The organism is Nonlabens dokdonensis DSW-6 (assembly GCF_000332115.1).
Lineage (GTDB): Bacteria > Bacteroidota > Bacteroidia > Flavobacteriales > Flavobacteriaceae > Nonlabens > Nonlabens dokdonensis.
This window is the reverse complement of the sequence record NC_020156.1, coordinates 839,380-858,264: the sequence shown is the minus strand read 5'-3', so window position 1 is coordinate 858,264 and position 18,885 is coordinate 839,380. Positions and strand designations below refer to the sequence as shown.

20 protein-coding genes are annotated in these 18,885 nt (G+C 35.0%); 10 read left to right on the top strand and 10 right to left on the bottom strand.

All coding sequences use genetic code 11. From position 1 onward, the window contains the following. Positions 1-73: 73 nt before the first annotated feature. The 3 genes from DDD_RS03875 to DDD_RS18095 are packed head-to-tail and all read right to left on the bottom strand — an operon-like array spanning position 74 to position 2,586. Positions 74-739, bottom strand: a complete 666-nt coding sequence (locus DDD_RS03875; protein WP_015361447.1) for a response regulator — start codon at positions 737-739, stop codon at positions 74-76. A 6-nt stretch (positions 740-745) separates the two neighbouring features. Beyond that, a complete protein-coding gene (locus DDD_RS03870) occupies positions 746-2,377 on the bottom strand; it encodes a tetratricopeptide repeat protein (RefSeq protein ID WP_083892371.1) in 1,632 nt (543 codons plus the stop codon). Between the two features lie 35 nt (positions 2,378-2,412). Beyond that, entirely contained in the window at positions 2,413-2,586 is a 174-nt protein-coding gene (locus DDD_RS18095) for a hypothetical protein (RefSeq protein ID WP_169316445.1), read from the bottom strand. A gap of 350 nt (positions 2,587-2,936) precedes the next feature. Between DDD_RS18095 and DDD_RS03865 the strand changes: the two genes are divergently transcribed. Next, on the top strand, positions 2,937-3,650 hold the full coding sequence (locus DDD_RS03865; RefSeq protein ID WP_015361443.1) for a hypothetical protein: 714 nt from the start codon (positions 2,937-2,939) through the stop codon (positions 3,648-3,650). 279 nt (positions 3,651-3,929) lie between these two features. Then, entirely contained in the window at positions 3,930-5,927 is a 1,998-nt protein-coding gene (gene dnaG, locus DDD_RS03860; protein ID WP_015361442.1) for a DNA primase, read from the top strand. Here the strand turns inward: dnaG and DDD_RS03855 are convergent. Further along, positions 5,920-6,543, bottom strand: coding sequence for a response regulator (locus tag DDD_RS03855; RefSeq protein ID WP_041566913.1), 624 nt, complete (start codon positions 6,541-6,543; stop codon positions 5,920-5,922). The two genes, dnaG and DDD_RS03855, sit on opposite strands and share 8 nt — an antisense overlap. A gap of 100 nt (positions 6,544-6,643) precedes the next feature. Further along, on the bottom strand, positions 6,644-7,432 hold the full coding sequence (gene nadE / locus DDD_RS03850; protein ID WP_015361440.1) for an NAD(+) synthase: 789 nt from the start codon (positions 7,430-7,432) through the stop codon (positions 6,644-6,646). Positions 7,433-7,486: 54 nt separating this feature from the next. Between nadE and gldB the strand changes: the two genes are divergently transcribed. Both gldB and gldC read left to right on the top strand, forming a co-directional pair. Beyond that, on the top strand, positions 7,487-8,464 hold the full coding sequence (gene gldB, locus DDD_RS03845) for a gliding motility lipoprotein GldB (RefSeq protein ID WP_111474671.1): 978 nt from the start codon (positions 7,487-7,489) through the stop codon (positions 8,462-8,464). Next, on the top strand, positions 8,464-8,799 hold the full coding sequence (gene gldC / locus DDD_RS03840; protein ID WP_015361438.1) for a gliding motility protein GldC: 336 nt from the start codon (positions 8,464-8,466) through the stop codon (positions 8,797-8,799). The genes gldB and gldC overlap by 1 nt, the downstream gene beginning before the upstream one ends. A 137-nt stretch (positions 8,800-8,936) precedes the next feature. Here gldC and DDD_RS03835 read toward each other — a convergent pair whose 3' ends face one another. Genes DDD_RS03835 through DDD_RS03825 form a run of 3 tightly spaced genes read right to left on the bottom strand, consistent with a single transcriptional unit; the run spans position 8,937 to position 11,371 of the window. Then, positions 8,937-9,716 carry a hypothetical protein gene (locus DDD_RS03835; protein WP_015361437.1) on the bottom strand — a complete coding sequence of 260 codons (780 nt, stop codon included), beginning with the start codon at positions 9,714-9,716 and terminating at the stop codon, positions 8,937-8,939. Positions 9,717-9,750: 34 nt separating this feature from the next. Then, positions 9,751-10,530 (bottom strand): hypothetical protein, encoded by a 780-nt coding sequence (locus DDD_RS03830; RefSeq protein WP_015361436.1) that lies wholly within the window; start codon positions 10,528-10,530, stop codon positions 9,751-9,753. A gap of 34 nt (positions 10,531-10,564) precedes the next feature. Continuing rightward, on the bottom strand, positions 10,565-11,371 hold the full coding sequence (locus DDD_RS03825; protein ID WP_015361435.1) for a hypothetical protein: 807 nt from the start codon (positions 11,369-11,371) through the stop codon (positions 10,565-10,567). A 293-nt stretch (positions 11,372-11,664) separates the two neighbouring features. Here DDD_RS03825 and DDD_RS03820 point away from each other — a divergent pair, with 293 nt between their 5' ends. Beyond that, positions 11,665-11,916, top strand: a complete 252-nt coding sequence (locus DDD_RS03820; protein WP_015361434.1) for a DUF3820 family protein — start codon at positions 11,665-11,667, stop codon at positions 11,914-11,916. Between the two features lie 97 nt (positions 11,917-12,013). Here DDD_RS03820 and yihA read toward each other — a convergent pair whose 3' ends face one another. After that, the gene (gene yihA, locus DDD_RS03815; protein ID WP_015361433.1) at positions 12,014-12,616 is read right to left on the bottom strand and encodes a ribosome biogenesis GTP-binding protein YihA/YsxC; all 603 of its coding nucleotides are present in this window, start codon (positions 12,614-12,616) and stop codon (positions 12,014-12,016) included. 83 nt (positions 12,617-12,699) lie between these two features. Continuing rightward, complete coding sequence (locus DDD_RS03810; protein WP_015361432.1) at positions 12,700-13,464, bottom strand: alpha/beta fold hydrolase; 765 nt, start codon at positions 13,462-13,464, stop codon at positions 12,700-12,702. 290 nt (positions 13,465-13,754) lie between these two features. On the opposite strand from DDD_RS03810, the gene mraZ reads away from it, so the two are divergent. The 5 genes from mraZ to DDD_RS03785 are packed head-to-tail and all read left to right on the top strand — an operon-like array spanning position 13,755 to position 18,885. Next, positions 13,755-14,222: a division/cell wall cluster transcriptional repressor MraZ gene (mraZ, locus tag DDD_RS03805; RefSeq protein WP_015361430.1), complete on the top strand. Its 468-nt coding sequence runs from the start codon at positions 13,755-13,757 to the stop codon at positions 14,220-14,222. Then, the gene (rsmH, locus tag DDD_RS03800) at positions 14,197-15,114 is read left to right on the top strand and encodes a 16S rRNA (cytosine(1402)-N(4))-methyltransferase RsmH (protein WP_015361429.1); all 918 of its coding nucleotides are present in this window, start codon (positions 14,197-14,199) and stop codon (positions 15,112-15,114) included. Before mraZ ends, rsmH begins: the two co-directional genes overlap by 26 nt. After that, positions 15,115-15,444, top strand: a complete 330-nt coding sequence (locus DDD_RS03795) for an FtsL-like putative cell division protein (RefSeq protein ID WP_041566912.1) — start codon at positions 15,115-15,117, stop codon at positions 15,442-15,444. Beyond that, a complete protein-coding gene (locus DDD_RS03790; RefSeq protein ID WP_041566911.1) occupies positions 15,431-17,422 on the top strand; it encodes a penicillin-binding protein in 1,992 nt (663 codons plus the stop codon). Before DDD_RS03795 ends, DDD_RS03790 begins: the two co-directional genes overlap by 14 nt. Next, complete coding sequence (locus DDD_RS03785; protein WP_041566910.1) at positions 17,419-18,885, top strand: UDP-N-acetylmuramoyl-L-alanyl-D-glutamate--2,6-diaminopimelate ligase; 1,467 nt, start codon at positions 17,419-17,421, stop codon at positions 18,883-18,885. Before DDD_RS03790 ends, DDD_RS03785 begins: the two co-directional genes overlap by 4 nt.

Here is an 18,885-nt window from a genome sequence, read left to right as displayed (position 1 = left end):
GCACCCATTCAGTGGCAAAAGTAAATATCTATTTTGGTACAGTTTTACGGTTTCCCGTAATCGCTCCAAAATTTTAAATAAGTCCCAGGTCTTTTACAATACTTATGAGGTGTATGGCGTTATTTGCACCGAATTGTATTTGAAGTTTAGCTTGTTTTTTTTCTATGGAGCTTAAGCCACTTGGAGAGAATCCAGCGCTTTTAAAATGATTGCTTATAGCTTCTTTAGACTGACCTGAAGCGAGTAATGATAACAATTCAATATCATAATCATTTATCTCTAAATTATTTCTAGAATTTAAGGCTTGTTGCACATATGATGAGAGAAATATGTCATGTTGATCAACTGCGTGTATAGCACTGGATAAATCTTTTAAACCATCTCTACCTTTACATACAAATGCATTTACTTTTACTGAGTTAATTAAGTAGCGTACTTTTTGCAAACGATCTTCTACAGAATATACAATTATCGGAAAGTCAGGATATTCTTTTTTAAGTTGGGCACTTAGCGCCTCGCCAGAAGCGTATTTTTGTTTGCGATGATCGGTCTTAAAATTCAAATCTGTTATGAATAAATCATAGGGTTCTTGCTTAAGAATTGCGCTTTTAATTTCAAGATAAGCATCATCGCAATACTGTACTTGTTTTATATTATGAATTCCTGCTTCTTCTAAAACAGCAAGTACACCTTGATTGATACTACTGTAATCATCTGAAATCAATACTTTCTTAAACATCTTTTTTTAAATCCTAATAGTTGCTTTAAAGCCTTTTTCAATAGCTGATTCAAAAGTAATAGTTCCATTTATGGAATGAATACGGTTTTCCGTATTTTGAAGACCATTTCCTTTAATTAAAGCGGTTCCCTGACCATTATCTTTGTAGTTAATTATAAACGACTTGCCAGACTGTTCAAAACTTACAACTACAATACTGGCATTGCTATGCTTCTTCATGTTAGTGAGCAGTTCTTGTAATATTCTATAAACGGTTGTTTTTTGAATATCTTTTAAATTATCCCAATCAATAAGTTGAAGCCCTTTTGTAATCACATTAACATCATCATCTTTATAGCTTAAAAACAGATCACTTAAAAGCTCTGCAAATGATATTTCTAGATCGATAGTACTATTCTGTCTCGAGATATCTCGTGTTCTATTATATATGTGTTCAAGATCATCTAATAGTTCCTTGTTGTTATTAGAACTGGTTTGTAGTTGGGTCATAACGTGATACACATCATTTGCCACTTCATCGTGTATTTTTCTAGAAAGACGTGTTTCTGTATGGTAGATTTCTAGTAGTTTTTCTTTTTTGTGTTTGTATTTTAAAATAAAATATATGGAAATAGACGCTAATGCTATAAAAAGTAGGAGGTAAAGCAATCGTTCATTGAATAATTGACTTTTTTGCAAGTCCTTTTCCTTTTTATCATATTGATACACATAGTAATTAAAATTGTTGCGCCGTTCTGTTTTTAGGTTATTAAGGCTATCATTGATTTGAATGTATTCAATAGCGTATTCAGGTTCTCCGGTTTCAATTTTAAGTTTAAGGGCCATAATTAGCTGTGGTGCCAAGTTGTTTTTATTAGCCAATTCAAGAAAGCTATCGGAGTATTTTTTTGTAGCTATCATGTCATTTGAATGGAAGTAAAAGCGAGATAAATGATCATAATTTGATCCCAAATCAGCAGTGTAGTTGTTTTTTAGTCTAATGTTTAGTGCCTTTATCAAACCACTTTCGGCTTCAGGTACATCCAATTTTGATTTTGTAAAACTTAGATTACTTAATGCTCTTGCAGTTTCTCGAGGATTATTTGCCTCTATGGCATTTTCATAAGCTTTTTCATAATAATAAATAGCGTTTTCAAGGTCTTCTTGATGTTCAAATACTTGTCCTTTATTATTGTAAAGAATCGCTTGATGTGCTGGACTACTAGCAGTAGTCAACGCCTCATCATATAGAGCTATTGCTCGCGCATAATCTCTTTTCTCTCTGTAAACTTTACCTAATTCGTTGATGATACTCATATAGGTAATTTGAGTCCAATCGGTTTTCGATTTTATTTTATCCAGAAGCCTTAGACTTTCAAGATTTAATTTTTCATTCTCTGAGGTGTACCCTAATTCTCTTTGGATTCTTGCCAGTTGCTGAGTTGCATATATTTCATTAGCTAGACTGTTATCATTATTAGAGTGCTTTGCTTTTTCTTTGATAAAAAACTTGTAGGCTTTTGCAAGATCGTTTGGTTGTGTAGGATTATTAATGACACTTGAATAGTAGTTCAAGCTATCTGCTGTCTGGGCTTGGGAAAAATGCAAGCCGATAATCAAGATACTAAAAAAGAGGAATGAAGTTACGATTGATTTCATTCCTCTAATGTAATAACTAAATTTAAAATTTAGTACTAGTCATCTGTCTCATCTTTTGGCGGTGGTGGTGGAGGTGGTATTTCAATGGTGCCTTCATTTCCACAACATGCCTGTGGCTCATTTAAATTATCTGTAAGTTGTTCTGGTGTACAGGAGAAAAACATAGAAATAAGGATTCCCGTAAACAACATTAAGGTTATTTTTTTCATATTTGATTATTTAAAAATGGACACTAGTGTTGCTGTCCGAGATTTTCTCAGATTTGATTCAATAGCAACACCTGCTTAATTTTGAAGAGCTTGCTCCTTCATGGGAAGTATGGAGAGGTAGCAGTAAAAGAAATTATTACTTCCCAAATGGTAATTCCATTCTACGCTACTTTTCCATGGTAGAATTCATTTTCGTAAGCCCTATTACGAGTAAGGCGGTAATCAATTCTTGTACAAATGAAAGCGTATTGGTTTTGGATTACTGGAAAAGAACTGGAAATGATTTGGAAAGTATCTGGAATTTTATTTCCAACTAGTTTCCATGTCTTATTAATCTGTATATCAGTCTTATGAATAAAATTTTAGTGGTGCACGCTTTCGCGAAAGCGGAACAAGAAATAAAGAAAACAGGAGTTAAAAACCCATCGTTAACACAAAAGGCTACTGAATTATCAGATTATCTAGGACAGAAAGGAGACACTGTATTAGGAGAAAAAAGTTTGAGAATTTATAGAAATGAAGCTCTCAAATTGTCGAATGAAGATGAAGATATAAGCATCAAACAAATCCCAGTAATAGAAGGTTTATGTAATTATTTGGGATACGATAACTATCAAGACTTTACTAAAAAAATGACCTCAAAAAGTGCTGAAACAAAACCATCATCCACTAAAAAAGTGGTTAAAATCGCTCCAGTTGTTAAGGTTGTAACTGTAGCAGTTGCCATTGGTATACTATCTTTATTACTCTATAATTATACGCATAGACAGCGCTGGATGATCTGGCAAGAAGATCATTATGTTGAAGTAGATTTTGACGCTAAGAAATATGGAGTAAACCAATTAAAACTTTACAAAGAAGACAGAATCTCATCCTTCAAAAAAGTAGAAGTTACTTGTGATACTACTTTCTTTAATGATGATGGAAGTCCTCGATTTTGGTACGGGAAGAATAAAAATAAAGAGTTAGAACTGTTTACAAACTTAGGTTTGCATCCTGAAACTGGTAAAACTTTAAAGCCTATTACTGGTTATATGATTGAAAAGTATGTTTGTGTGGATTAAAATAGCTGAAAGGGCTAAGTTTTAAAGTACAATAATTAAACTTTCTATACTTCAATTTTTAAATCTCAAGTAGTGATAAAGCGTCGTGTTTGCTTAATTTTGTTCCCATAAGAAGGTTATGAGGTAAGTACTGTTAAATGACCGTGCTCAAATATTTAAATAGGTGGTACCTAAAATACTTAATTGTCCTTCACTAGTTTAAAGGCTGGTGTGATTAACATGATTTTCCTATTTATATTTACTAAGAATTATCACTTATAAAATAATCGCTTTTCAACAATGATTTCAAGAACAACTGTAGATGCCGTATTTGACGCTGCTCGAGTAGAGGAAGTGATAGGTGACTTTGTACAGTTGAAAAAATCTGGATCTAATTTTAAAGGCCTGAGTCCATTCTCTGAGGAACGTACTCCTAGTTTCATGGTTTCTCCAGTAAAGCAAATCTGGAAAGATTTCAGCAGTGGAAAAGGTGGCAATGCGGTAACCTTTATTATGGAGCACGAGCACTTTACGTTTCCTGAAGCAATTAAATGGCTTGCCAAAAAGTATAATATCGAAGTAGAAGAGACGCAGCAAACAGATGAACAAAAACTAGAGCAAGATGCAAAAGAATCTATGTTTCTTGTTTCTAAATATGCAGCAGAGTGGTTTCAGAAGCAATTAAAAACAGAGGAAGGTAGAGCTATAGGATACAGTTATTTTAAAGAACGTGGTTTCTCTGATGAGACTATAGAATATTTTCAATTGGGTTATAATCCTGATCAATGGAGTGCTTTTACTGATGCTGCTATTAAGGCTGGATATCAGCTAGATTTTCTTGATAAAACGGGACTGTCTATTGTAAAGGAAGAGCGTAAGTTTGATCGTTTTAAAGGACGTGTCATGTTTCCTATACGCAGTCTTTCAGGTAGAGTATTAGGTTTTGGGGGAAGGATTCTTACTAATGACAAAAAAGCTGCGAAGTATTTGAACTCACCTCAAAGTGAGATCTACGATAAATCAAAGGTTCTTTATGGAATTTATGAAGCAAAGCAGTCTATTGCCAAAGAAGATCTTTGCTATCTCGTAGAAGGCTATACAGATGTGATTCAATTACATCAAGCAGGTGTAAAGAATGTGGTTTCTAGTTCAGGAACAGCTTTAACGAGCCAGCAAATACGGTTGATTCAAAGATTAACCAAAAACATTACCGTTTTGTATGATGGTGATGCTGCTGGTATGCGAGCAGCCATAAGAGGTACAGACTTGATACTAGAGGCAGGAATGAATGTAAGAGTATGCACATTTCCAGATGGTGAAGATCCAGATTCTTTTGCAAAGTCTCATACACAATCAGAAATAACAGATTTCTTAACTCAAAACGCTAAAGACTTTATTTCTTTCAAATCCAACTTATTGAAAGAGGAAGCAGCTGGCGATCCTATCAAAAAGGCTGGAATGATAAGAGACATCGTCAATAGTATTGCAAAGATACCAGACGACATCTCGAGAGAGATATATGTGAGGGAAAGCGCCGCTATTTTAGAAATAGGTGAAGACGTACTATTCTCAACACTGGCTCAAGTGCGTAATGCGTCTCTAAATGAGGAAAAGAAAAAACAAGTTAGAGAACAGTCTAAGCAAACCTTATCTAAAGTAGAGACGCCCGTAACTGCCCTTAAAGTGGATAGGAGAGCGCTTCTAGAGCGGTCTATCATAGCGATCTTGTTACTTTATGGTGGTGAGGACGAGTTTTTTGAAGAAGAGTACATTAGAGATGATAGTGAGCAAGATGTAGAATATTTTACAAAAAAAGAAAAGCACCGCGTTTATGAAAAAATCTGGATGGATTTACAAGCAGATGAAATTAAATTTGCGAACCCAGATTTTCAAATTATTTATTCTAAAATAATTGACGTCCTTCTTCTAGAACAAAAATTAGATACACAGTTAATATTAACGGCTTTTGACGGTGAATACGCAAATGTCATTGCAGATATTACTATGTCTGATGAGAAATATCAGCTTCACGATTGGGAGCGTAATAAAATTTTTCCAAAACAAAAAAACCAGACAGTTTCTGAATATACAAGTCAAGTATTGAGACATTTAAGACAGTCGTTAATTTTTGATCTCGTAGAAAAAATTAATAAAATTATTTTAAATAGTTCTCCTGATAAAGATAATACCGAAGCTCTTCAACAAGTGAAGGACTACAATACACTTAGAAGAAAGCTTGATGATAAAAATAGTACGGTAATCCCTTCAGACGGACTAAGCAGATTCTTATTTAACTAGCTATTTGAAGTAAACGAGATTGATGAATCAAATCGGCAATATTGTCAACTTTAAGCTTCTTTAATAGTCTTGTCTTATAAGTGCTCACCGTTTTTTCATTAATACTTAAATGTCTAGCGATTTCTTTATTGCGTTTGCCTCGGGATAATAGGTTAAGTACCTCTATTTCTCTAGTAGATAACTTTTTAAACTTTAAAATTTTATTAGAGGACTTACTTTCTAATTGCTCTTTAATATTGTCAGAGAGAAAGGTTTCACCGTTGTGAATACTTTTAAGTGCTTTCTTTACTTCCTTAACTGGCCTTGTTTTTGAAATATATCCATTTGCTCCAGCTTTTAAAGCGCTTACAGCATAAATTTCTTCAGGATGACAACTAACAACAAGAATTTTTAGGTCGGGAAAATTTGTTCGTATTTCTCTTAAAGATCCTATACCATTAGAATTAGGCAAATCAACTTCTAAAATAAGGATGTCTGGTTTAAGGTTTGTAATAGAGGTGACGAGCTGTGAGCCATCATCAATTTTACCTTTAAAATTGTATTCCTTGTCTTCTTTCATCATGCATTTGAGCCCTCTTCGGAAAACGGGATGATGATCTGCTACTAAAATGTTCATTTTGTTATATCTAGGGAATCAAATATAATTACTTAAAAATAATTCCTTACAAAATTTACTGTGAGTATAGTATTACAAAACAGAGTATTATAAGACTTATTTACCTTAAACTGTTTGGGATTTCGCACACAGGTATAGGATTCATCTTGTGTTGATTTCTTCTGTTGTAGCTTAAGTATATTTTAAGCACTTCTTTTTCCCTTGTAGAGAGATCATTCATAGAGACTTTATTTTCAACCTGACTCATGGCATTTTCAAGCTCGTCATAGGATGCGCCTATCTGTTGCTCATCAGTTCTTTCAGCTCCGTATAGTCCATCGCTAGGAGCTGCCTTCATGATGCTAGATGGAACTTTCAAATGACTACCTATTTTATAAACTTCGCTTTTTAATAAATCTGCTATAGGGCTTACATCTACGCCGCCGTCGCCATATTTTGTGTAAAATCCTACGCCAAAATCTTCCACTTTATTTCCTGTTCCAGCAACTAGAAGACCATTTACACCTCCATGATAATATAATGTGGTCATTCTAAGCCTCGCTCTGGTGTTTCCTAAAGTTAGTTCTACTTGTGCATTACTTTCAATATCGGGCATATTTTCTTTAAAAGTATCAAAAACAGGACTGAGATCACTACGCACATCTTTTACGTTATCAAATCGTTCTTTAAGTTGCTTGATATGCTCTTGAGCTCTTGTCACATGGTCATGGTGCTGGTGGATAGGCATTTCCACACATAATACTTCAAGACCTGTCATCGCACATAAAGTAGATGTAACTGCGCTATCAATACCACCACTTACGCCTACAACATATCCTTTAACTCCAGCCTTCTCAGCATATTCTTTTAACCATTTTACAATATGATCTGCTACTTTATCTACTTTCATAATCGTATTTTTGCAAGTCTAAAAATAAAACAATTTATAGCGAGTTATAACTATATGAAAGTTAAGATATTTAGAATGTTTTTTGTTCTCGCTTTCGCGAAAGCGTTACTATCATGCAATACGGCATCGCAATTAGAGTCTGAGATAAAAGCGATACCTATAGATGTGGAGCTGCGTAAATTTCATGAAGAGTTCTCTAATTCAGAAGCTCAAGATTTACCAAGGTTAAAGGAAGAATATCCGATGTTTTTTCCACAACGTACGGCAGATAGCATCTGGATTTCTAAATTAAGCGGTAAAGACACCATTTATAACGTTTTGGAGAAAGCAGTGCAAGATGCTCAATTTGATTACGGTCGTATAGAGGAAGATATTGAAAACGTAATGAAACACGTGGTGTATTATTTTCCTGATTTTGAACCTACGCCCATAGTTACAGTCCTTTCTGAGGTGAATTACAGACAGAAAGTGATACCTATTGAAAACCAATTAATAGTTTCTATAGATACTTATTTAGGTGACGATCATGAACTTTATCTAGGAATCAACAAATATCAAAGAGAAAATTTAAATCGAGAACAACTACCTGCAGATGTTGCTCTAGCTTACTCAAGATTGTTTGTGGAACCTAGTTTTGATCGCAGTTTGCTGGGTAATATGATTTATCACGGGAAGTTACATTATTTACAAGAGCTTTTTGCTCCTCATACAACAGGTGATCAACGATTCAGTTTTACTCCAGAGAAATATAATTTTACAGTTGAAAACGAGTCTCAAATGTGGCGCTATTTTGTAGATAACGAATTGATCTATAAGACAGATTCTAAGCTGCTATCCCGTTTTATACTTCCAGCTCCTTTTTCCAAATTCTACCTCGAAGTAGATCAACAAACTCCTGGTGGCGTAGGTCGCTACATAGGCTATAGAATGGTAAAATCATTCATGGAGAATAATGAAGTTGATATAGAAACCATGATACAATTGAATGCCGAAGATATTTTTGAACGTTCTAAATACAAACCTTTACAGTAATGTCAGATAAAAAAATAAGATCCACTATAAAAATAGGAATTGAACTAGATGAAAATCGAGTTCCAGAGCACATAAGATGGAGTGCGCCAGATGGTGGAGTAGACGCTGCCGAAGCAAAAGCCATGATGGTTTCTATGTGGAATAGTGCTGAGAAGGAAGCTTTCCGTATAGATCTATGGACTAAAGATATGCCAGTAGATGAGATGCGTGTGTTTTTTCACCAGACACTAGTCTCCATGGCAGATACTTATCACCGTGCGACTAATGACGATAAGATGCGCGATACAATGCTAGACTTCTGTGATTATTTTGCAGAGAAATTACATCTCAAGTAAAAGGAGTAGTTTTATAGTCTCAGTCTCAGTCTCAGTCTCAGTCTCAGTCTCAGTCTCAGTCTCAGTCGGATTTATTTACCTTGCTTCTAAAAATTGTTATTTTTTAAAAGATTAGGATGTTATTTTGAATCTAATTATTAACGGTTTTTCTTACGTAAATGAATGTTAAAACTTATACCTATATAATCACCACTTAGGGTAGTGTCACTTTCTGATCTTTCTGACACGGCGAGATTATCTACTACATATTTTCCTTCATAGTATCTAATTAAAGAATTTTGATAAATAAAGTTTAATTGATATAAGGCAGGCTCGGTCATATAATAAATACCAAGAGAAATAATAAGGTTAGGTAAAATCCATGATTGTGTGATATTTTCTGCTCTTATACCGAAAACTACTCTTTTATCTTCTAATGATGTAACAGGAGTCAATACTAAGGAATCTGCACTACCAGGTTGAATTAACGCAAGCATTAATCCACTTTCTATATTAAAATATAATCTTGTGTCTAGCTGTTTTTTAAACTGAATAAGTAACGGCACATGAAAATTAAATCTAGAAACCCTATAAAGATCTCTTCTCTGAGGTTGAAAAAATGCATCTTCATTTCTTAATAACAAAGTTGTCTTATAAACTGGTGTGGACTGATAGTAAATCCCTATTTTGTAAGAAACACTATATTCTGCTCGCAGTAGTTTTGTAAAACCTACACTAAAACCATTTTGAGCCTCATGATCTAACACATAAGGTCCAGTTGGGTTTACATTTTTAGTAGCCTCATAAGTCATTAAACCTAGATGATAACCCCATTTCTTGTATTCACTAAACTCTGGGTATGCTGGTTCCTGGAGATCTTGTGCGGTTGAAAACGTTGAATAGAGCAGAACTGCAATTACTAGGAACAAACCTTTCATATATTTTAAAATCTAACCTGCATTAGTAAATACGCTATTTTCTTTTCTTACGTAAGTGAATGTTAAAACTTATCCCTATATAATCGCCACTTAGGGTAGTGTCACTTTCTGATCTTTCTGACACGGCGAGGTTATCTACTACATATTGTCCTTCATAGTATCTAATTAAAGAATTTTGATAAATAAAGTTTAATTGATATAAAGCTGGCTCGGTCATATAATAAAGTCCAGGAGATATAATGAGGTTAGGTAAAATCCAAGATTGGGTGATATTTTCTGCTCTTATTCCAAAAACCTCTCTTTTATCTTCTAGTGAAGTTACAAATCTAATAGAGGTGGAATCAGCACTACCAGGTGGAATTAACGCAAACATTAATCCACTTTCTATATTAAAATATATTCTTGTGTCCAGTTGTTTTTTGAATTGAATAAGGAGTGGCACATGGAAATTAAATCTTGAAACTCTGTAGTCATTTCTTAAGGGTGGTTGGAAAAAGGTATCGTCACTATCGAAAAGTAAACTAGTTTTGTAAACAGGTGTAGACTGATAGTAAATACCAACTTTATAAGAAATAGCATATTCTGCTCGCAGTAGTTTAGTAAAACCTACACTAAAACCATTTTGAGCCTCATGATCTAACACATAAGGTCCAGTTGGGTTAACATTTTTAGTAGCGTCGTAAGTCATAAATCCTAAGTGATAGCCCCATTTCTTGTATTCACTAAATTCTGGGTACGCTGGCTCCTTGAGATCTTGTGCGGTTGAAAACGTTGAATAGAGCAAAACTGCAAATACTAGGAACACACCTTTCATATATTTTAAAATCTAACCTGCATTAGTTAATACACTATTTTCTTTTCTTACGTAAATGAATGTTAAAACTTATCCCTATATAATCACCACTTAGGGTAGTGTCACTTTCTGATCTTTCTGACACGGCGAGATTATCTACTACATATTGTCCTTCATAATATCTAATTAAAGAATTTTGATAAATAAAGTTTAATTGATATAAGGCAGGCTCGGTCATGTAATAAATACCAGGAGAAATAATAAGGTTAGGTAAAATCCATGATTGTGTGATATTTTCTGCTCTAATACCAAAAACTACTCTATTGTCTTCGGGAGAGGTTACAGAAGTGCCTAGTCTTGAATCAGCGCTACCAGGTGGAATCAACGCTAGCATCACTCCACTTTCTATATTAAAATATATTCTTGTGTCCAGTTGTTTTTTAAACTGAATAAGTAGTGGCACATGAAAATTAAATCTGGATACTCTATAGAGATCTGGTCGTTGAGGTTGAAAAAATGCATCTTCATTTCTTAATAACAAGGTCGTCTTATAAACTGGTGTGGACTGATAGTAAATCCCTATTTTATAAGAAACACTATATTCTGCTCGCAGTAGTTTAGTAAAACCTACACTAAAACCATTTTGAGCCTCCTGATCTAACACATAAGGTCCAGTTGGGTTTACATTTTTAGTAGCCTCATAAGTCATTAAACCTAGATGATAACCCCATTTCTTGTATTCACTAAACTCTGGGTATGCTGGTTCCTGGAGATCTTGTGCGGTTGAAAACGTTGAATAGAGTAAAACTGCAAGAATTAAGATTGTTTGCACTACTTGCAAATATTTTTTTTGAACTTCCATGAAAACGAATCTTACAATAAAATAAATGCTTACTATTGATAATTTAAACGCAGCCAAATCTAGATGAATAATAGAGTTGTTTTGAATATAATTTTGATGCGTTTCAATTATTATTATTGTAATTTTAATCTATTTTGAACTCATTAAAATCAAAGTAAATAAGAGACAGAACTTTTTTAAACAATTAGTATGTGCGATCCTTTGTAGTAAGATTAAATTTCCAATTTCACCTAATCACCTAATCACCTAATCACCTAATCACCTAATCACCTAATCACCTAATCACCTAACAAATGCAAGAACCACTTTTTGATCATAAATTGTTGATAGAAATGGCGTGGTATAAAATGCCATTTGGTGCTCATAAGGGTAGGTTTTTAAGTGAACTGCCCGAGGCGTATTATGTTTGGTTCAGGCGTCAAGGATTTCCTGAAGGTAAATTAGGGAACTACATGCAATCTGTTTATGATATGAAAGTTAATGGGATAGAAGAGATGCTAAGAGAAATACGCAGAAACACCGTTAACGACAGACCAGTTTTTTAGTTTGAAGCCTCAGTCTGCGCAATAATTCAATTAACTGTCGTTTTGAGACAATAGTAAAAAGAAAATGACGCATTGTATGTAGTTTTAAGTGCAACTACTATTTCAGCGATTCGTTGATGTCCTCGATATATGTTAGAAGTTCTTCTCTTCCAGTTTTATCACTAGAGCTAGTTATAAAATAGGGAGGCATTTCTTCCCACATTCCGTCAGTCATAAATTTTTTATAAGCCTCTACATTCCTTTCTAGAGCTTTAGGCTTTAGTTTGTCTGCTTTGGTAAAAACAATACTAAAAGGAATACCGCTCTCACCTAGCCACTCCATAAACTCAACATCTATAGGTTGAGGATCGTGACGTACATCAACGAGTACAAAACCAGAAATTAATTGCTTGCGTTGTTCAAAATACTTCGTGATGAATTTTTGAAACTTTGCTTTGCTAGTTTTTGAAACTCGAGCATAACCGTATCCAGGTAAATCAACAAGATGCCAAGATTTATTTATTAAAAAATGATTGATTAATTGTGTTTTCCCAGGTCTACCAGAGGTTTTGGCAAGGCTCTTATGATTAGTCAGCATGTTGATCAATGAAGATTTCCCTACATTAGATCTGCCTATAAATGCATATTCTGGAATACCAGAATTAGGACATTTCTTAACATCTTGGTTAGACATTATAAATTCTGCACTAGTAATTTTCATAAGGCAAAGATACTGTTTAGTCTACGACTAGAAGTTTTGTACTATCAGAGATATGTATAGAAAGTGCTCTGATCTAATCTATTTTATAATCCGCGCTTTTGAAGCCAGCCGTTTAAAATTTCATTGAATTCATCTGGATGCTCCATCATAGCAGCATGACCACATTTATCAATCCAGAAAAGGTCACTGTCTGGTAACTTTTCATGAAACTCCTCTGCCACATTAGGTGGAGTAACATTGTCTTGCTTTCCCCAAATGATACAAGTAGGCGTATTCATTTTAGGAAGATCTTTGGCCATGTTATGTCTTATGGCGCTTTTTGCGATGGCAAGAGTTTTAAGAAGTTTATTACGGTCATTTACTACGGCAAAAACTTCATCGACAATCTCTTTAGTAGCAACTGCTGGATCATAAAATACATCCTGGCTTTTTTCTTTAATATACTCGTAGTCTCCTTTTTTAGGGTAACTAGCGCCCATAGCACTTTCATATAATCCAGAACTACCTGTGATTATAAGAGCTTTTATTTTTTTAGGAAAAAGCTTTGTGGTTACAAGACCGATGTGGCCACCGAGAGAATTACCTAGAAGTATCACTTCTTTCCATCCTTTATGCTCAATAAATGCATTGATGTGTTTAGCAAAAGTTCCTACACTCGTCTTTATCAAAGGCGTGGTATAAAGCGGTAAAATAGGAACGGCAATTTGATAACCCTTAGGCGGGAAATAATTTATAACTCCTTCAAAATTACTTAAGCCACCCATCAATCCATGTAGGATTATGATAGGAGTTCCTTCACCACTAGTATAATATTCAAATTTGCCTTCTTTGATGAGATCGTGCGTCATAAAGTAATTCTAAGCCGCAAATATAGTTGTTTTGAATCAAGCTTAGATAGAGTTTATTACATGATTTTCTAGTCGTAAAGTTTAGAAATAAAATTGATGATGGTTTTAGTTTCGCTTTCGCGAAAGCGAGATCACATAAAAACCACTTCTTGATTCTAATTTTCAAATTGTTAATAACTATGGTAGTTATTCAGAAATGGGTGGTTTTATCAACAAAGTGGTAAATTGTGGTAAAAAGTGGAGTTAATTTTCATATTTTTGATTGAGATAGCAAAAACAGCTGTTGATACATGATCAATTTCATAGGAACATACGAGTGTAAGGCCGACGCCAAAGGGCGTTTCATGATGCCAGTTGCTTTAAAAAAGCAATTGTCGCCGGTCATGCAGGAAGGTTTTGTTTTAAAACGAGCTGTATTTCAGCCATGTTTAGAACTCTATCCTATGAAAGAATGGAATAAAATGATGGAAAAGTTAAACGGCTTGAACCGTTTTAATAGAAAGCACAATGCTTTTATACGTCGTTTTACAGCTGGAGTAAAAACTGTTGAGGTAGATGCAAATGGGCGATTACTCATTCCTAAAGACCTCATTACCATTGCAGGAATAACCAAAGAAGTTACCGTATCTAGTGCGGTGAACATTTTAGAAATATGGGATAAAGAAAAGTATGAAGCGGCTATTGATGACTCGCTAGATGACTTTGCAGATCTCGCTGAAGAAGTAATGGGAAATGACACAACCGATCTCTTATCATAATCCGGTTCTCTTAAAAGAAACGGTAGATGGATTAAATATCCATCCGTCTGGCATTTATGTAGATGTCACCTTTGGCGGTGGTGGGCATTCTCGAGAAATACTTTCTCGACTAGGTCCAGAAGGTAAATTGTTTGCCTTTGATCAAGATGTAGACGCATTAGAGAATGCTATTGATGATGAGCGTTTCACGTTGATCAATCAAAACTTTGGTTACATGAAGAGGTTTTTAAGGCTTTACGGTGTCAAAGAAGTAGATGGAATACTGGCAGATCTAGGAGTGAGCTCACATCAATTTGATGAAGCCTCTAGAGGATTTTCTACCAGATTTGACGCAAGACTTGATATGCGCATGAATCAAGAACAAGATCTTGATGCTGTTGTGGTGGTAAACCAATATGAAGAAGAAGATTTAGTGCGCATTTTTAAAGAATATGGAGAACTGCGTATTGCTCCTAAACTAGCTAGAAAGATTGTTGCGGCTCGACAAGATGATGAAATTAATACGGTTGCTCAGCTCAAAGAAATTTGTGAACCTCTAGTTCCAGAACGCATACATCACAAGATTATGGCTCAAGTTTTCCAAGCGATACGTATTGAAGTGAACAAAGAGATGGAAGTACTGTATGATTTTTTAAGACAGTCAGAAGAAGTATTGAAAGTAGGAGGAAGATTGAGTGTCATTTCTTATCACTCCCTAGAAGATAGACCAGTGAAAAGGTTTATGAGAAATGGGCTTTTTGAAGGTGAGCCAGAGAAGGATGTTTTCGGTAGGTCTAGCGTTCCATTTAAAAAAGTAGGGAAGCTCATAATACCTTCTCCAGAAGAAATTAAAGTAAATAATAGAGCAAGAAGTGCCAAGTTACGTATTGCAGAAAAAATTGAACGAGAATAAATGGCTTCCAAAGTTTATGACATATTAAAGGGTAGCTTTTTAACCAGTGAGGACGCTTTTAAAAATTGGCGCTTCATCTTGTTTGCTGCTTTTCTAGCCATCATCATGATTTACACAGGTCATAGTTATGAGCGTAAAGTGCATAAACTAGCAGCTCTAAATGAAAAAGTAACTGAATTGCACAGCGAGTACACAGATCTGGAAAGGCGACTGATGTTTATGCAAATGGAGTCTACTGTTGCAAAAAGAATAGAAAATAAAGGAATTGCTCCGGCTAAGAATCCGCCACAAAAAATAGTAATCGTAAAAGATGTAAATGGCAACAACTAGTAAAAATATACTGAATAAGATGTACCTCGTGGGAGCACTATTCTTTGTGGTAGCCTTGCTTGTTGTGGTACAAATTATCAATATCCAGTTTGTGGAAGGCGATTCTTATAGAGCAAAAGCAGAGCACAGTGTTTTTAGAAATGATACGATTCCATCAACGAGAGGTAATTTGTATGATGCAAACGGTCAGTTACTAGCTACCTCTATAAGTAAATATGACATTCGTTTTGACGCGCTAGCGCCATCTCTTAAGGATTTTAATGATAGCATCGCTCCACTTGCCGAGGCGTTAGCAACGAAGTTTTCTAAATCCAAGGATTATTTTTTACAAAAACTACGTAAAGCGCACAGCAATCGCAACCGTTATATGTTGATTGCAAAAAATCTTAATTACGGCGATTATAAAGAAATAAGAGAATTTCCTTTATTTAATAAAGGTCCTTATCGTGGTGGTTTGATCGTAGAAAGAAGAGTAGTGAGAGAACACCCATTAGGTAAAATGGCTGAAAGAATAGTCGGTTATGATCGTAATGGAAGTGCTCCAGTAGGACTAGAAGGAGCGTTTGCACCTTACTTGAGAGGCAGTGATGGAGTGCGTCTGGAACAAAAAATAGGTAAAAATCAGTGGAAACCTATTAATAGCGAGAATCAAGTAAATCCTAACGATGGCTACGATGTGTATACCACTATAGATGTGAATATGCAGGATGTTGCTCATCATGCATTACTAGAACAATTAGAATATTACGAGGCAGATCATGGGACAGCCGTGGTTATGGAAGTGGCGACTGGAGAGATAAAAGCACTGTCTAATCTAGGTCGAGGAAAAAGTGGAAAGTATTTTGAAAAACGCAATTATGCTGTCTGGGAATCGCACGAGCCAGGTTCCACCTTTAAATTGATGAGTGTCGTTGCTGCGCTGGAAGATAAAGTGGTAGATACAAGCACTGTTTTTGATACAAAAAACGGTAAGATTTCCTACTATGGCAGAAACGTGAGAGATTCTAAATATGGTGGCTATGGTAAAATAAGCGTTGCAAAAGCTTTTGAAGTGTCCTCCAATACTGCACTTGTTCAAATGATTCAAAACAATTACAAATCTAATCCAGAGGATTATGTGGATAGGTTGTACAGTATGAATCTTAATGACAAATTAGATTTGCCTATCAAAGGAGAAGGAAGACCTCTAATTCCTCATCCTGATGATAATAATTGGAGTGGTCTTTCCTTACCGTGGATGGGCTTCGGTTATGGAGTACAATTAACACCTTTACAAACTTTAACTTTCTATAATGCTATTGCAAATAATGGTGTCATGGTAAAACCAAGACTTATTAAAAAAGTCAAATCTAAAGATCGATTAATTGAAGAATTTGATAGAGAAATAATCAATCCAGCAATATGCTCTCAAAGTACCGTCGATAAGGTAAAAGTGATGATGGAAAACGTTGTTAAACGTGGTACTGCAGATAATCTTTATAGTGAGAATTTTTCTATGGCTGGTAAAACTGGTACGTGTCAAGCAGAATACTGGATCAAGCCAGGTAATTATATCGCTTCTTTTGCTGGCTACTTTCCTGCAGATACTCCTAAGTACAGTTGCATTGTTGTAATTCATAGACCTAATGTTAAAAAAGGATATTATGGGAATATAGTAGCAGGACCAGTTTTCAAAACTATCGCTCAAAAAATTTATACAAATAACCCATTAATAGATGAGGTGGAAGTAAAGCAAATGGTTCCTGTAGAGATAGCAAAATCAAAAGATCGCTATTTAGAGAAAACTCATAAGCAAGCAGAAACTAATTCAAAGAAGTTGCCCAGTCTTATAGGTATGGAAGCCATGGATGCCATTGCACTGATTGAAAACCTAGGTGGTACGGTCATCCTAAAAGGTTCAGGTAAAGTGGTTGCTCAAAATTTAAAAGTAGGAACAGAGCTGGCACCAGCTCAAAAAGTCATATTGACATTATCATGATGATTCTTAAAGACATATTATACAAGGTAAGCCTAGACATTGTCATTGGAGCTACAGATGTTGCTATAAATCAAATTCAATTTGATTCTAGAGCCATTGAAAAAGGAGATGCTTTTGTTGCGCTTAAAGGAACAGCTGTTGATGGACATGAATATATAGAAAAGGCAGTTTCTCAAGGCGCAACCGCTATAATTTTAGAAGAGTTGCCAGATTATCAAGAGGAATCAGTGACTTATGTTAAGGTTAGTAACGCACACAATGCACTGGCTTTAATGGCGGCTAATTTTTACGATAATCCTTCTAAACAACTCAAGCTTGTAGGTGTAACAGGTACAAACGGTAAAACTACTACAACTTCTTTATTATATCAGCTTTTTAAAAAATCTGGATTTAAAGCAGGTTTAATTTCTACTGTAGAAATTTTAATCAATGAAAAGGTAGTCGCTACGAAGCATACCACTCCAGATCCATTGACTATCAATAAACACCTTGCTGATATGGTTTCAATAGGAGTAGATTATTGTTTCATGGAAGTGAGTAGTCATGGTATTGCCCAAGAAAGAGTGACAGGATTAGAGTTTGCAGGTGGTATTTTCACAAACCTATCTCACGATCATTTAGATTACCACAATTCATTTGCAGAGTATAGAAATGTGAAGAAACGGTTTTTTGATGACATGCCTAAACATGCATTTGTTTTAACAAACCTAGATGATAAAAATGGAGCTGTAATGCTTCAAAATACCAAAGCAAGAAAATTAGGATACGCACTTAAAACCTATACAGACTATCGAGCACAGATTATAGAGAATCAATTTGGTGGTTTGCTACTGAAAATCAACGAGCATGAGGTTTGGTCTAAAATGGTAGGGCAGTTTAACGCGTATAATGTATTAGCAATTTATGCCTGTGCTATTGAATTAGGACTAGATGAAATCGAAGTGCTGGAAGTAATCTCTCAGTTACAAGGTGTTTCAGGAAGGTTTCAATACTTCACTACCGTAGAAAATAAAATCACGGCAATCGTTGATTACGCTCATACTCCTGACGCATTAAAGAATGTACTAGAAACCATAAATTCTATTCGCACCAGAAATGAAAAAGTCATTACGGTTGTAGGTTGTGGTGGAGATCGAGATAATACAAAAAGGCCTAAAATGGCTCATATCGCAGCTGCATTAAGTGACCAAGTCATTTTTACTAGTGATAATCCACGTACAGAAGATCCTCAGAAGATTTTAGACGATATGGAAAAAGGTGTGCAGCCTCAAGACTTTAAAAAAACGATAACAATCCTAGATAGAAGACAAGCTATAAAAGCTGCTGCAAAGATGGCCGATAAAAATGATATCATTCTCATTGCTGGTAAAGGCCATGAGACGTATCAAGAAATTAATGGCGTGAGATCTGATTTTAACGACCGTACCATCATAGCAGATTTTTTAAACCAACTCCAAAAATAA

Excerpts from the sequence above, each read along its gene's own strand:
- DDD_RS03875 (WP_015361447.1), bottom strand. The coding sequence starts at position 739 with ATGTTTAAGAAAGTATTGATTTCAGATGATTACAGTAGTATCAATCAA.
- DDD_RS03870 (WP_083892371.1), bottom strand. The coding sequence starts at position 2,377 with ATGAAATCAATCGTAACTTCATTCCTCTTTTTTAGTATCTTGATTATC.
- DDD_RS18095 (WP_169316445.1), bottom strand. The coding sequence starts at position 2,586 with ATGAAAAAAATAACCTTAATGTTGTTTACGGGAATCCTTATTTCTATG.
- DDD_RS03865 (WP_015361443.1), top strand. The coding sequence starts at position 2,937 with ATGAATAAAATTTTAGTGGTGCACGCTTTCGCGAAAGCGGAACAAGAA.
- dnaG (WP_015361442.1), top strand. The coding sequence starts at position 3,930 with ATGATTTCAAGAACAACTGTAGATGCCGTATTTGACGCTGCTCGAGTA.
- DDD_RS03855 (WP_041566913.1), bottom strand. The coding sequence starts at position 6,543 with ATGAACATTTTAGTAGCAGATCATCATCCCGTTTTCCGAAGAGGGCTC.
- nadE (WP_015361440.1), bottom strand. The coding sequence starts at position 7,432 with ATGAAAGTAGATAAAGTAGCAGATCATATTGTAAAATGGTTAAAAGAA.
- gldB (WP_111474671.1), top strand. The coding sequence starts at position 7,487 with ATGAAAGTTAAGATATTTAGAATGTTTTTTGTTCTCGCTTTCGCGAAA.
- gldC (WP_015361438.1), top strand. The coding sequence starts at position 8,464 with ATGTCAGATAAAAAAATAAGATCCACTATAAAAATAGGAATTGAACTA.
- DDD_RS03835 (WP_015361437.1), bottom strand. The coding sequence starts at position 9,716 with ATGAAAGGTTTGTTCCTAGTAATTGCAGTTCTGCTCTATTCAACGTTT.
- DDD_RS03830 (WP_015361436.1), bottom strand. The coding sequence starts at position 10,530 with ATGAAAGGTGTGTTCCTAGTATTTGCAGTTTTGCTCTATTCAACGTTT.
- DDD_RS03825 (WP_015361435.1), bottom strand. The coding sequence starts at position 11,371 with ATGGAAGTTCAAAAAAAATATTTGCAAGTAGTGCAAACAATCTTAATT.
- DDD_RS03820 (WP_015361434.1), top strand. The coding sequence starts at position 11,665 with ATGCAAGAACCACTTTTTGATCATAAATTGTTGATAGAAATGGCGTGG.
- yihA (WP_015361433.1), bottom strand. The coding sequence starts at position 12,616 with ATGAAAATTACTAGTGCAGAATTTATAATGTCTAACCAAGATGTTAAG.
- DDD_RS03810 (WP_015361432.1), bottom strand. The coding sequence starts at position 13,464 with ATGACGCACGATCTCATCAAAGAAGGCAAATTTGAATATTATACTAGT.
- mraZ (WP_015361430.1), top strand. The coding sequence starts at position 13,755 with ATGATCAATTTCATAGGAACATACGAGTGTAAGGCCGACGCCAAAGGG.
- rsmH (WP_015361429.1), top strand. The coding sequence starts at position 14,197 with ATGACACAACCGATCTCTTATCATAATCCGGTTCTCTTAAAAGAAACG.
- DDD_RS03795 (WP_041566912.1), top strand. The coding sequence starts at position 15,115 with ATGGCTTCCAAAGTTTATGACATATTAAAGGGTAGCTTTTTAACCAGT.
- DDD_RS03790 (WP_041566911.1), top strand. The coding sequence starts at position 15,431 with ATGGCAACAACTAGTAAAAATATACTGAATAAGATGTACCTCGTGGGA.
- DDD_RS03785 (WP_041566910.1), top strand. The coding sequence starts at position 17,419 with ATGATGATTCTTAAAGACATATTATACAAGGTAAGCCTAGACATTGTC.